Source organism: Pseudarthrobacter sp. RHLT1-30-1, from assembly GCF_059383415.1.
Genome location: NZ_JBWZCG010000013.1, coordinates 54,922 through 68,216, shown reverse-complemented (window position 1 = coordinate 68,216; position 13,295 = coordinate 54,922). Strand labels below are relative to the sequence as shown.

The 13,295-nt window shown below is 69.4% G+C and carries 10 protein-coding genes; all 10 read right to left on the bottom strand.

Annotation, left to right across the window (positions count from 1 at the left end; translation table 11 throughout):
• Positions 1–4: 4 nt before the first annotated feature.
• Positions 5–784 carry a purine nucleoside phosphorylase YfiH/LACC1 family protein gene (locus AC50YM_RS11285; RefSeq protein ID WP_494957036.1) on the bottom strand — a complete coding sequence of 260 codons (780 nt, stop codon included), beginning with the start codon at positions 782–784 and terminating at the stop codon, positions 5–7.
• A 91-nt stretch (positions 785–875) separates the two neighbouring features.
• Complete coding sequence (gene ftsZ, locus AC50YM_RS11280) at positions 876–2,102, bottom strand: cell division protein FtsZ (RefSeq protein WP_494957035.1); 1,227 nt, start codon at positions 2,100–2,102, stop codon at positions 876–878.
• Positions 2,103–2,304: 202 nt separating this feature from the next.
• Positions 2,305–3,201, bottom strand: a complete 897-nt coding sequence (locus AC50YM_RS11275; protein WP_494957034.1) for a cell division protein FtsQ/DivIB — start codon at positions 3,199–3,201, stop codon at positions 2,305–2,307.
• On the bottom strand, positions 3,194–4,609 hold the full coding sequence (murC, locus tag AC50YM_RS11270; RefSeq protein WP_494957033.1) for a UDP-N-acetylmuramate--L-alanine ligase: 1,416 nt from the start codon (positions 4,607–4,609) through the stop codon (positions 3,194–3,196). Before murC ends, AC50YM_RS11275 begins: the two co-directional genes overlap by 8 nt.
• 5 nt (positions 4,610–4,614) lie before the next feature.
• Positions 4,615–5,757, bottom strand: a complete 1,143-nt coding sequence (gene murG / locus AC50YM_RS11265; RefSeq protein WP_494957032.1) for an undecaprenyldiphospho-muramoylpentapeptide beta-N-acetylglucosaminyltransferase — start codon at positions 5,755–5,757, stop codon at positions 4,615–4,617.
• A 6-nt stretch (positions 5,758–5,763) separates the two neighbouring features.
• Entirely contained in the window at positions 5,764–7,359 is a 1,596-nt protein-coding gene (gene ftsW, locus AC50YM_RS11260; RefSeq protein ID WP_494957031.1) for a putative lipid II flippase FtsW, read from the bottom strand.
• Positions 7,360–7,361: 2 nt separating this feature from the next.
• Complete coding sequence (murD, locus tag AC50YM_RS11255; RefSeq protein WP_494957030.1) at positions 7,362–8,963, bottom strand: UDP-N-acetylmuramoyl-L-alanine--D-glutamate ligase; 1,602 nt, start codon at positions 8,961–8,963, stop codon at positions 7,362–7,364.
• Entirely contained in the window at positions 8,945–10,054 is a 1,110-nt protein-coding gene (gene mraY / locus AC50YM_RS11250) for a phospho-N-acetylmuramoyl-pentapeptide-transferase (RefSeq protein ID WP_494957029.1), read from the bottom strand. The genes murD and mraY overlap by 19 nt, the downstream gene beginning before the upstream one ends.
• Positions 10,051–11,592: a UDP-N-acetylmuramoyl-tripeptide--D-alanyl-D-alanine ligase gene (locus AC50YM_RS11245; protein WP_494957028.1), complete on the bottom strand. Its 1,542-nt coding sequence runs from the start codon at positions 11,590–11,592 to the stop codon at positions 10,051–10,053. The genes mraY and AC50YM_RS11245 overlap by 4 nt, the downstream gene beginning before the upstream one ends.
• A gap of 6 nt (positions 11,593–11,598) precedes the next feature.
• A complete protein-coding gene (locus tag AC50YM_RS11240; RefSeq protein ID WP_494957027.1) occupies positions 11,599–13,263 on the bottom strand; it encodes a UDP-N-acetylmuramoyl-L-alanyl-D-glutamate--2,6-diaminopimelate ligase in 1,665 nt (554 codons plus the stop codon).
• Positions 13,264–13,295: the final 32 nt, after the last annotated feature.

Genomic DNA, 13,295 nt, shown 5'->3' with positions numbered 1-13,295 from the left:
CTGCTCATTCACCGGGCCGCACACCCGCCGTCGCGGCAACCGTCCACACCAGTCCGGCGAACCTGCCGGTGTGCCGGTCACGGCGGTAGGAGAACAGGTTTTCGTCTTCGAGGGTGCAGTTGCCGGAGTACTCGACCCGGACATCCGCGTCGCCCAACTGGCTGCGGACGGCGGCCGGCAGGTCCAGACCCGGCGTGCCCCGGGAGGTGGTGCACCAGGCTGCAGGCACCTCGGCGGACACGTCCGCCCGCATCTCCCCGGGGACTTCATAGCATCCGCCGCAGACGGACGGGCCAATCCAGGCGCTGACCCTCCCAGCGCCAAGTCCGCGCATCCGGGCCACGGCGGCCGGGACGACGCCGGATGCAACACCCGGGCGCCCGGCGTGCACGACACCCAGGACGGGGACCTCCCCGGCGGCCCGGTCCCCCAGCAGGACGATCGGTACACAATCGGCCACCATCACGGCCAGGGGTTCACCCAGGGACACCATCGCATCGGCGGTCGGGGCGGCGCCGGCCTCGGCCTCGGCCTCCGCCTCCGCCTCCGCCTCCGCCAGGGTACCGCCAGCCGACGCGTCGCCAATGCCGGCTACCGCATTGCCGTGGACCTGGTTCATGTACTGGAAGCGCGTGCCGCCCAGCCCCACGGCCGCTTCGAGGGCGCCGCGCCGGAGCCGGACGCTGGCCGGGTCGTCGCCGACATGGAGCGCCAGGTTGCCGGCGGAGGCGTCGGTGAAGGCCACCCAGACGCCGGGCCGGACTTCCGCCCGCCAGGAGAACACTCAGAACACCGCCAAACTTGTTTGCAGAACTTCGATCCTACGAGAAAGCACCATGGCACGGCCATCCGGCAGTGCCATGGTGCTGCAGGACCTACTTGAGGAAGTCAGGGACATCCAGGTCGTCGGAGTGGCGGCCGGAGAGGTCCGGTTCCACCACCGAGGGCAGGTCGACGTCGAAGCCTGAGTCGGCCGGGACTGCGGACGGGCGCTGCTGGCCCCAGCCGCCATACCCGGAGGCACCGACCGTGGCGTGCAGCGGCTGGACCTGGGCCGAGGCCGGAGCCTGGACCGGGGCGGGGGCAGCGGCGGGCGCCGCCGGGCGCTGCGGCGCCGACTGCGGAAGGGACTGGTCCATGGACGGCGAGGTGGCCTTGACGTCGTCGAAGCCGGCCGCGATAACCGTCACGCGGGCTTCATCGCCGAGGGCGTCGTCGATGACCGCGCCGAAGATGATGTTCGCCTCGGGGTGGGCGACTTCCTGGACCAGGCGGGCCGCCTCGTTGATCTCGAAGAGTCCCAGATCCGAGCCGCCCTGGATGGACAGCAGGACACCGTGGGCCCCGTCGATCGATGCTTCAAGCAGCGGGGAGGCGATCGCCAGTTCGGCGGCCTTGACGGCGCGGTCTTCGCCGCGTGCCGAACCGATGCCCATCAGCGCCGAACCTGCGCCCTGCATCACGGACTTGACGTCGGCGAAGTCGAGGTTGATCAGGCCGGGCGTGGTGATCAGGTCGGTGATGCCCTGGACACCGGACAGCAGGACCTGGTCGGCCGAGCGGAAGGCGTCCAGGACGGAGACGTTGCGGTCACTGATGGACAGCAGGCGGTCATTGGGGATGACGATCAGCGTGTCGACTTCGTCGCGCAGGGCGTCGATGCCGGCCTCGGCGGAGCCTGCGCGGCGGCGGCCCTCGAAGGTGAAGGGTCGGGTGACGACGCCGATGGTCAGCGCGCCGAGCGAGCGGGCGATGCGGGCGACGACGGGCGCGCCGCCGGTACCGGTGCCGCCGCCTTCGCCGGCGGTGACGAAGACCATGTCAGCGCCGCGCATGACCTCTTCGATTTCTTCGGCGTGGTCCTCGGCGGCCTGCCTGCCGACGTCCGGGTTCGCGCCGGCTCCGAGGCCGCGGGTCAACTCACGCCCGATGTCGAGCTTGACGTCTGCATCGCTCATCAACAATGCCTGGGCATCGGTGTTGACGGCGATGAATTCGACGCCGCGAAGACCCACCTCGATCATGCGGTTGACTGCGTTCACGCCACCGCCGCCGATGCCGACGACCTTGATGACGGCCAAGTAATTCTGCGGAGCTGCCACGTTACGTGTCCCTTGTTCGTGTTCTGTTGCGAAACTGTTGGAGTCGGGCTTGAAGGTTTGAACCCTAACCTTCGACTTGAAGGTTATAGTTATGTCAAGTAACTCATGCAGTGACGCTATTTCCTATGTAGATGACATTCAATTACCGGGCCCGCGTGTCGCGGTATTACCGGCAAAATGGCACCGGCCAAGTGATTGACGGCTATCGGGTGACCGGGTGCCGGGGCACGCTGACATCGTAGATCCGGACCGGGTTTTTCGGGTCCGCGGGAGCCTTCAACAAGGCCGCCAGGACCTTGGCCTTGAGCTCCTTCTCCCCCGCGTTGCCCCAGACGATCGTCTGGCCGTCCACCAGCTTGAGCTCCACGGCATCCACGGATTTGGCCGAGGCGTTGGAGAGCCTGGCAAGCACATCGGCGGGCAGCGCCCCCAGCACTCCGGTGATGGCATGGAAGAGGTCCTGGGGCAGGGTGCCGCCTCCGCCGTCAATGACCGGAAGCAGCGTCGACGCCGGGTCCGCGGTATCGCTAAGCTTCACGCCGTCGACGTCGACCAGCTGGTGCGCGTCGCCCTGCTTGACCAGAGCCACCGGCACGCGTTCGGTCACCTTGACCAGCAGCGTCGAGGGCGGGCGGGCCTGGGTGGTGACTTCCTTGACCTGGACCAGCGGCTGCAGCAGGGCGGTGACGTCGCCGTCGCTGATCTGCGGCAGCGGTTTGCCCTGCAGCGGCGCAAGGGCCGACTGGACCTGGTCGGCGGTCAGCAGTTTGGTGCCTTCCACGGTGACCGTCTGCACCGCCAGGACGGGCGAGTAGACCGCCGCGGCGATGATTCCCGCGACCAGCACGGCCAGGGATCCGACGACACCCAGCCAGATGCGCCTGCGGCGCTTGGCCTTGGGCTCAGGAAAGGACAGCACATTGTCCCGGGCCGCCCGGGGCACCGGTGTCTGTGTCTTAACGCCCGCGGCGCCGGCGCCGGTGCCCGTGGGGCCGCCGTCTTTGGACGCGGAGATGACATCGGAGGGCGCCGGTTTCCCGCGCGCCGGCGACTGCCGGGGCCCGCCGGTCCGGTAGCTGGGCCGCCGGGTGCTAGGCACCGGGGACCCCGTCGTTCAGGGCCGCAACGATCAGCGGGCCGTAGGCCGTGACGTCGCCGGCTCCGACAGTGAGCACGATATCCCCGGGCGCGGCCGCGGACACCACGGACTGCACAGCCTCCGCGCCCGGCCCGACAAGCCGGCCGCCGGGACCCAGGTGGGCGGCGATCAGCTGGCTGCTGACGCCGGGAATCGGGTCTTCGCGGGCCGGGTAGATGTCCAGGACCAGTGCCGTGTCGGCGGCGTTGAGCGCCGCGGCGAACTCCGCGGCGAATTCGCGGGTGCGCGAGAACAGGTGCGGCTGGAAGAGGACGTGCAGTTTGTGGCCGCCGGCCACCGACCGTGCGGCGGACAGGGCGGCGCGCACCTCGGTCGGGTGGTGGGCGTAGTCGTCGTAGACCCGGACGCCATGGCCCGAGCCCTTGAACTCGAAGCGCCGGGACGCCCCGGTGAAGTGTGCCAGCGCGCCGGCCGCCACGGCGGGGTCGACGCCGAGTTCCAGGGCGACGGCGAAGGCGGCAGCCGCGTTCAGCGCATTGTGCCGCCCGGGCACGTGCAGCTCGAGCGCGAAGCGTCCGGCCGGGGTGGAGATCGAGACGTCCCCCGGGCCGCCGTCGTGCAGCACGATGTCGGCGTCGTTGCCGGTGCCGTAAAGCACCACACGGGTGTTGCCGCGCTCGAGCGTCCGCATGGCCAGCGCCCTGGCTCCGGCGTCGTCCGCGCAGGCCACCAGCACCCCGTCGGCCGGGAGCAAGGCGGTGAACCGGTCGAAGGAGGCGTAGACGGCCTCGGCGGTGCCGTAGTAGTCGAGGTGGTCCGGTTCAACGTTGGTCACGACGGCGATCTGCGGGCGGTAGTTCAGGAAGGATCCGTCTGATTCGTCGGCTTCCGCGACGAAGATCGGCGAAGTGCCGCTGGCCGCGTTGACGCCCAGCGCGGGAACGTTCGCGCCGATGGCGAAGGACGGGTCAAGCCCGGCACCCTGCAGCAGGACGGTGATCATCGACGTCGTGGTGGACTTGCCGTGCGTGCCGGCCACGGTCACGGCGGTGTCGTGGGCCATGGCGGCCGCCAGCGCCTCCGAGCGGTGGAGCACGGGCAGTCCGGCCGACCGGGCCGCCGCCAGCTCGGGGTTGTCGGGGCGGATGGCAGAGCCGGCGACCACGCTTTGGGCGTCGCCCAGGTTGGCCGCGTCGTAGCCGACGCAGATCCGCGCCCCGGCCGCTGCCAGGTCATTCATGACCGGCAGGTCCTTGGCATCGGAGCCGCTGACCGGCAGGCCGCGGGCCACCATGATGCGGGCGACGGCGGACATTCCCACGCCGCCGATGCCGATGAAGTGCACCCGGCCGAGGGATTGCCCGGTGCGGGCGGGGTTGGGGGTGTTCGGGTCTTCGGGCTGGGTCATTTCCGCTATCGCTTCCTGCTGTGCTGCTTCACGGGTTTTGCCGTGGCGGCGGCAGCCGTTTCAAGGACGAGGGCGGCCATCCGTTCGGCGCCGTCCCGGATGCCGAGCTGTGCGGAGCTGGCCGCCATCCCGGCGAGGCGGTCCGGATCCCGCAGCAGCGGGATGATGTTCTCCGTGACCCACTCGGGTGAAAACGTGCTGTCGTCCACGAGCAGGGCGCCGCCGGCCGCGACGAGTCCGGCGGCGTTGAGCGCCTGCTCGCCGTTGCCGATGGGCAGCGGAACGAAGACGGCGGGAAGCCCGACGGCGGCGACCTCGCAGACCGTGGCGGCGCCGGCGCGGGCCAGCAGCAGATCGGCCGCGGCGTAGATGGTTTCCATCCCGTCAACGTACTCGCGCTGCTGGTAACCCGGGGCCTCGAGCGGCCTGCCGTCGGCGTCGTGGACGGCCTTGCCCCGACCGGTGAGGTGCAGGGTCTGGATGCCGGCGTCGGCCAGGAGTCCCGCCGACGCGGCGATGGTGCGGTTGATGCTCTGGGCGCCCGAGGAGCCGCCGGTGACAATCAGGGCCGGACGCTGCGGGTCCAGGCCCAGGGCCGCCCGGGCCTCGTTCCGGGCAGCACTCCGGTCCAGGCCGGAGATTTCCCGGCGCATCGGCATGCCGACGTGCCGGGCGGCGCCCAGCCGGGTGGCTTCGAAGGCGACGGCGACGTGTCCGCCGAGCCGTGCGCCCACCCGGTTCGCCAGCCCGGGGCGGGTGTTCGCCTCGTGGATGACAATGGGGATCTTCCGGCGCCAGGCGGCGACGTACATCGGCGTGCAGACGTACCCTCCGACGCCGACCAGGACGTCGGCCCTGGCCTCATCGAGGATGGCCCCGGCCTGTTTCACGGCCCCGGCCAGGCGTCCGGGCAGCCGCAGCACCTGCAGCGACAGGTGCCGCGGGAACGGGACCCGGCTGATTGTGGCGAGGTCCAGCCCGGCGGCGGGGACCAGCCGGGCTTCCATCCCGGCAGGTGTTCCCACCGCGAGGAGCCGTACCCCGGGGCGGGCCTCCCGGAGCGCGTTCGCGATGGCCAGGAGCGGACTGATGTGTCCGGCTGTTCCGCCGCCGGCGAGGACGACGGACAATGACGACTCGGTGTTCATAAAGGCCTATTTACGCTTTCGTGCCGGATTGCTGGGGGCTGGGGTTCTGTTGCCCGGGGTTCCGGGTACTGGGGTTCTGGTGGCGGTTCTGGTGGCGGTCCGCGGGTCCGCGGCGTCCCTGGGCGCCGGGCCATTGGCCGCTTGGGTTCTGCTGCCGGCCGCGGTCTTTGCGTCGTTCCTGGCCGTGGTGGTGGCTCTTTTCCTGGCCGTTTTTGTGGCTGTTTTTTTGGCTGTTTTTTTGCCGGTTCCATCTGCAACGCTGCGCTTGCGCAGCGTTGCAGCCAGTGACGCCGGGCCGAACCTGAACAGCCGCTTCGGCTGGATTCCGGGTGCCATCTGGGCCCGGGCCAGAGACAAGACTACGCCGATCGCACACAGCGACATCAGCAGTGCCGAGCCGCCGTAGGAAATGAACGGCAGCGGGATTCCCACCACCGGGGCCAGGCCGGTGACCACGGCCATGTTGACCGTCGCCTGGCCGAGCAGCCACACCATGATCGTGCCGGCGAGGACGCGGTGGAACATGGCCTTCTGCGCGACAACGACGCGGTAGATGGCGGTGCCGAGGATGGCGAAGAGGACCAGCACCACCAGGGTCCCGACCAGTCCGAGTTCCTCGCCGATGATGGCGAAGATGAAGTCATTGTGGGCTTCCGGGATCCAGCTGTACTTCTGCCGGCTCTGGCCGAGCCCCACGCCGAACCATCCGCCGGAGGCGAGGCCATACAGGCCGTTCGTGGACTGGTAGTTCACGTCCGAGCCGTCCGCGCAGGTCTGGCCGGTCCAGGACAGGATGCGGCAGACCCGGTTCGGGCTCGTCAGGGCCAGCACGACCGTTCCCGCCACGAGGACAACCCCGGCGATCCCGAACAGATACAGCCTGACCCCGGCGAAGAACAGGGCGGCCGCGGTGATCATCATGACGATCATGGCGGTGCCGAGGTCGTTGCCCATCAGGATGAGCGTGATCACTCCGGCGGCGCCGGGCAGCACCACCGGGACCAGGGCGTGCTTGGCCTGGGACAACAGCTTGGCCTTGCGGTCCAGCACGGTGGCCATCCACAGGGCAAGGGCAAGTTTGGCCGCCTCGGAGGGCTGGAAGGTGAAGGGGCCGACGTCGATCCAGTTCTGGTTGCCGAGGGCGCTGCGGCCGATGAGCAGCACCAGCACCAGCAGCACGAACGCCGCAAGGATGGCGATCCAGGCGCCGCGCTTGAGCCAGACCACGTTGACCCTGGAGAGCAGGAACATGCCGAAAAGGCCGATCCCGGCGAACATCCCCTGCTTGAGCGCGGCGGTGTAGGGCGACTCCCCCGCGGCGATGGCCTCGACGCTGGAGGCGGAGAGCACCATCAGGATGCCGATAGCCGTCAGCGCGAGTGTCGAGCCGAGGATCAGATAGTAGGTCGAGCCGTTGCGGGACTTGCCCGACCCTTCGAGGGCGGACCAGAATCCGTCGTACCAGAGGCGGACTTTCCGGCCGGCCGATTGCAGGCCGGTTCGTGCCGGGGGCACCGATGCATTTGCTGCCGGTGTCTTCGCAGCGCACGGATTTCCCGCGGCCGGCGCGGACGCGGTGTTACGGGTGGGCGTGCTGACCATTGTTACTCCTCGCTGGTCTGAGCCTGCCCTTCCACTAGCTCGCGGACAGCTTCAATGAAGGCGTCGCCGCGGTGAGCGTAGGAAGAGAACTGATCCATGGACGCAGCCGCCGGGGCCAGGAGCACAGTGTCCCCGGAGGCGGCCAGCTGCGCCGCCGACGCAACGGCCCGGGCCATCACAGTCCCACCGGCAATCGGCGGGGGTCCTGCGTCGGCGTCGGCCGCTCCGGCAGTCTGCACCTCTTCAGTTTCGCCCGTAGCCGCGGCGATCACGGGGACATCGGGAGCGTGTCGCCGCAGCGCGGAGCGGAGATCACCGGAGTCAGTGCCGATCAGGACGACAGCCTTCAGCCGCGGGGCATGCTCCTGGACCAGGGCGTCATAGCTCACGCCTTTGGACAGTCCGCCCGCTATCCAGACAACGTGCTGGAACGCGGAGAGGGACGCCGCGGCGGCGTGCGGGTTGGTGGCTTTGGAGTCGTTGACCCAGAGGATGCCGTCGTGGCTGGCCACCAGCTGGATGCGGTGGTCCCCCGGCAGGTAGTTCAGCAGGCCCTTGCGGACCGCGGCCGGTTCCACCCCGTAGGCCCGGACCAGGGCCGCGGCCGCGAGGGCGTTGGCCACCATGTGGCGCGGAGCCACTGGCCCGAGGTCCGAAACGGACGCCAGTTCGGCCGCGCTGTCCTTGCGGCCGGCGATGAAAGCCCGGTCCACCAGGAGCCCTTCGACGACGCCGAGCATGCTGACCGCCGGCGTGCCGGTGGTGAACGCGACCGCACGGCAGCCCTCAACGACGTCGGCATCCTCGACCATACGTTCGGTTTCGATTTGTTCCGCGTTGTAGATGCACGCCTTTTGCGTGTGTTCGTAGATCTTGGCCTTGTCCGCCAGGTAGGACGCGTAGGAACCGTGCCAGTCGACGTGGTCCTCGGCAACGTTGAGGCAGACGCTCGCGACCGGGGAAACGGAGTGGCTCCAGTGCAGCTGGAAGCTGGAGAGTTCGACGGCGAAGACGTCGTAGTCCACCGGGTCGCGCAGGGCATCAAGGATCGGGGTGCCGACGTTGCCGACGGCGATGGCCTTCAGCCCTGCGGCCTGCAGCATCGATTCGGTCAGCCCGACGGTGGTGGTCTTTCCGTTGGTGCCGGTAATCGTGAGCCAGTCGGCGGTCTTGCGTCCGTTGCGTTCGCGGACCCGCCAGGCCAGTTCGACGTCGCCCCAGACCGGGATGTGGGCCCTCGCCGCGGCCGCGAGCAGGGCCTGGTCCGGCCGCCACCCCGGGGAGGTGACAACCAGGTCCGGCTTGGCGCCGTCAATCCTGGGAACGGCACCCACCGCGTCCTCACCCAGCAGGACCTCGACCGCCCCGACGATCCGCAGCGTCTCCGCCTGGGCCTGTGCCTTGGGGCCGGTGGCGGCGTCCACCACGATGACGCGGGCGCCCAACTCGATGAGGGTGTCTGCGGCGGCGAAACCGGAGACTCCGATGCCGGTCACAACGACCCGCAGTCCGGCCCAGTCGGAGTCCCAGCTGACCAGGTCCTGGACCCGGGCCGAGGTGGATAGTGGTGCGGGAATCGGACCGGTCACAGCAGTACCACCCATTCGGCGTAGAAGATGCCCAGGCCCGCGGCGACGAAGAGCCCGCACAGGATCCAGAACCGGACGACGACGGTGACCTCGGCCCAGCCTTTGAGTTCAAAGTGGTGTTGGAGCGGGGCCATCTTGAAGAACCGTTTGCCCTTGGTGAACTTGAAATAGCCGACCTGGATGATCACCGAGAGGGTGATCAGGACGAAGAGGCCGCCGATGAAGGCCAGCAGGAGTTCGGTCCGGGACAGGATGGCGAAGCCGGCCACGGCGCCGCCGATCGCCAGTGAGCCGGTGTCGCCCATGAAGATCTTGGCCGGGGAGGTGTTCCACCACAGGAAGCCGACCAGCGCCGCACTGAGGATGGCGGCGAGCAGGGCAAGGTCCAGCGGGTCACGGACGGTGTAGCAGCCGGAGCCGGTCTGCCGTGGCGAACCGCAGGCCTGGTTGCTCTGCCAGATCCCCATCAGGGTGTACGCGCCGAAGACCATGATCGAGGCGCCGGCGGCCAGGCCGTCGAGCCCGTCCGTGAGATTCACCCCGTTCGTCGCGGCGGTGATGATCAGGTTCGACCACAGCACAAAAAGAATGGCGCCGACGACGGTACCGGCAAACGCAAGGTTCAGCCACGGGATGTCACGGACCAGTGAGATCTGGTACGAGGCGGGCGTTATGCCGTTCTCGTCCGGGAAATACAGCGCGAGGACCGCGAAGATGATGCCGACGGCGGCCTGCAGGATCAGCTTGGCCTTGGCGTCCAGACCCAGGCTGCGCTGCTTGGAAATTTTGATGAAGTCGTCCAGGAAGCCGACGAGCCCCATCCCGACCATCAGGAACAGCAGCAGCAAGGCCGAGGCACTCGGGCCCGGCGAGTCCGGGTTCATCATCCACATGACCAGGTGGGTGATGCCGTAGCTGGCGAGCACCGCCAGGACCACCACGGTGCCGCCCATCGTGGGGGTGCCGCGCTTGGTGTGGTGTGTGGTGGGTCCGTCATCCCGGATGAATTGCCCGTAGCTCTTCCGGACCAGGAAACGGATAAAGAGCGGGGTGCCCAGGAAGGAGAACAGCAGGGCCATTCCCGACCCCATCAGCAGTGCAATCACAGCAGCGCACTCCCTTCAGTGGCGGTTCCTTCGGTGGCGGTTCCTGCAGGGGGTAATGCTATCCGATCACCCAAATGGCGCAGCCCGATGCTGTTGGACGATTTGAACAGCACGAGGTCGCCGGGTTCCAGCTCGGCCTGCAAGAGGTCGTAGGCCTCCTCCGGTGTCTCGGCGAAGACGCATTCGTTGCCCCAGGAGCCCTCGTTGACGGCGGAGACATAGAGCGAGCGGGCCTCGCGCCCCACGACCACAAGCCGGGAGATGTTGAGCCGGACCACCTGGGTGCCCACCGCCATGTGTTCGCGGATCGAGTCCGGGCCGAGCTCGAGCATGGCTCCGAGCACGGCCCAGGTCCGGCGGCCCCGTCCGAGATCGGCGAGGGTCCGCAGTGCGGCCCGCATCGATTCCGGGTTGGCGTTGTAGGCATCGTTGATGACAGTGACGCCGTCGGCCCGTTCGGTGCGTTCCATCCGCCAGCGGCTGGCGGCCGCCTGGCTGCTGAGGGAGGCGGCGATCCGCTCGGCGGGCACGCCGGCGGCGTGGGCAGCTGCCGCGGCTGCCAGCAGGTTGGCCATGTGGTGTGCGCCGATCAGCTTGGCTGTGACGTGGTGTCCGGCGCTCTCACCGGGCAGGAAGAGTTCGAATTGGGGGTGGCCGGCGGCAGTGAGTTCGACGCCCTCGGCGCGGACTCCTGCAACGGCGCTGCCGGTACCGGCTCGGTCTATACCGGCGCTGTCCGGACGGGCTCTGCCGGACTGGCCGCCGCGGGCAGGCCGGGCTGAGTAGCCCAGCACGGTGGCGCCGGTGCGGGCGGCCATGGCCGCGACGCGGGCGTCATCGAGGTTGAGCACGGCGGTGCCGGCTGCGGGCAGGGCTTCGACGAGCTCGCCCTTGGCGCGGGCGATGTTCTCCACCCCGCCGAATTCACCGGCGTGGGCGGTGCCAACGCCGAGCACCACACCGATGTCCGGGCGGACCATCTCCGCGAGGTAGCGGATGTGTCCGACGCCGGTGGCACCCATCTCGATCACGAGGTAGCGGGTGTCCGTGCCGGCTTTGAACACGGTCAGCGGGACGCCCACTTCACCGTTGTAGGAACCCTGCGGTGCGATGGTCGGGCCTTCCGCGGCCAGGATTCCGGCCAGCAGATCCTTGGTGGTGGTCTTGCCGGCCGAACCGGTAATGCCGATCACCGTCAGCGGCTCGCCGTTGGCGGCGCGTGCGGCGCGGATCCGCCGGACGGCTTCAGCGGCGAGGGCGCCCATCGCCAGGACCGAATCCTGGACGACGACGGCGGGATAGTTGCGCCCGGCGTCGTCGGCAACGTCGTGCTGGACCAGGGCCAGGACGGCGCCGCGCTCGAAGGCCGCGCCGACGAAGTCGTGGCCGTCGGCTGCCTCCCCGGGTTTGGCCACGTAGAGGGATCCCGGGGTGGCTTCGCGGGAGTCGGTCACCACGGAGCCGGGGGTGATCCCCGGTTCTGCGGCCAGCCGGCCGTTGGTTAGGTCGGCGATTTCCGCCGCGGTAAATGCAATCATCTCGGTTTAGGACTCTATCCGCTGGTCTTCGAGAACGGTGAATCCCCGAGCTGTCAAGGCCGAGCGGAGCTCCACCCTGTCGTCAAGGGCGAGGTTGACGCCCTTGACTTCCTGCCAAATTTCGTGGCCCCGCCCTGCGACGAGGATGGTGTCGGCCGGGCCGGCGAGTTCCACGGCCTTCCGGATGGCGGCATCCCGGGGGTAGACCTCGAGGATGCTGCAGCCCAGTCCCTCGTGGTCCCTGGCCTCGACCGCGCCGGCCAGGACGTCCGCACGGATCCCCGCGGCGTCCTCGTCGTGCGGGTCGTCGTCGGTGACAATGACGGTGTCGGCGAGGCGCGCGGCGATGGCGCCCATGGCCGGCCGCTTGCCCTGGTCACGCTGTCCGGTCGCGCCAAAGACGATGATCACGCGGGATCCCGGCTCCGGGGAGCGGACGGCTTCGAGGGCGCGGGCCAGCGCGTCCGGGTTGTGGGCAAAATCGACCACGGCCGCGGGGGCGGTGGAGACGAGTTGCATGCGGCCGGGGACGGCGACGGTGAAGGGGTCGCCCGCGTCCAGGGCGGCCTGGACGGCGCCGGCGTCGTGGCCGCCCGCGATCACCATGGCTGTGGCCAGCGCGGCGTTGGCCACATTGAAGCTTCCGGGCAGCCCGGTGTGGATCCGCAGTTCGGTGCCGTCCCGGTGGCTGAGGGTGAAGTCCGTGCCCAGCCCGCGCGGGGCCGGACTGCGGACCGTCCAGTCCGCGGTCGCGCCGGCGTCTGCGGCAGCGGCGGGGCTGGCGCCGTGCGTGGCCAGCGTCGCGACCGGGATTCCGGCGGTGCCGGCAAGCTGCACACCCCAGGCGTCGTCAACCGTCACGACGGCGCTGCGCGCCCTCCCGGGGCTGAACAGCCGCGCCTTCGTCTGGAAGTACTCCGCCATGCTGCCGTGCAGGTCCAGGTGGTCCTGGGTGAGGTTGGTGAAGCCGGCGACGTCGAACACGACGCCGTCGACGCGGTGGAACGAGATGGCGTGCGAGGAGACCTCCATGGAGGCAGCGTCGAGGCCGCGTTCGCGCATCAGGGCCAGCAGGGCGTGCACATCGGTGGACTCCGGTGTGGTGAGCAGGCTGGGAATGGCTTCGCCGCCGGCCAGGATTTCGATCGTGCCGATCAGTCCGGTCTTTTTCCCGAGGGCCTGCAGCAGGGCGTTGATGAAGTAGGTGGTGGTGGTCTTGCCGTTGGTGCCGGTTACACCGTAGAGGGCGGGAGCGGGCGCATCGTCCGGCCGGCTCCGGTAGATCAGGGCGGAGAGCCCGCCCACGAGGGTGCGCGGTTCACCGGCCAGCAGCACCGGGACGGCAATGTCGTGGGAGAAGGCCAGCAGGCGCGCGCCGGCGTCGTCGGTCAGCACCGCGGCCGCTCCCGCCTGCACGGCCTGGGAGACAAAGTCTGCCCCGTGCCGGCTCGCGCCGGGCAGGGCGACGTAGAGGTCGCCGGGCTGGACGGAGCGGGAGTTCAGTGAGATCCCGGTGACCGGGACGGAGGCGGACGCCCCGGGGACCACGACGCCGATGGCCTCACCGATGGTTGCCAGCGGCACCGGGGCGACCGCGGTGGGCCGGAATCCCTTGCTGGAACCCGGACCGGACGGCGCGGCGGAAGCGCCGGGGGCATTCTGATCTGACACGTGGGTCTCCGTTGGTGGTACTGGTGGATCCG

Bases quoted from the DNA above. Each gene is read 5' to 3' on its own strand.
- AC50YM_RS11245 (WP_494957028.1), bottom strand. From the start codon at position 11,592: ATGATTGCATTTACCGCGGCGGAAATCGCCGACCTAACCAACGGCCGG.
- murG (WP_494957032.1), bottom strand. From the start codon at position 5,757: ATGAACACCGAGTCGTCATTGTCCGTCGTCCTCGCCGGCGGCGGAACA.
- ftsW (WP_494957031.1), bottom strand. From the start codon at position 7,359: ATGGTCAGCACGCCCACCCGTAACACCGCGTCCGCGCCGGCCGCGGGA.
- murC (WP_494957033.1), bottom strand. From the start codon at position 4,609: ATGACCCAGCCCGAAGACCCGAACACCCCCAACCCCGCCCGCACCGGG.
- murD (WP_494957030.1), bottom strand. From the start codon at position 8,963: ATGGGTGGTACTGCTGTGACCGGTCCGATTCCCGCACCACTATCCACC.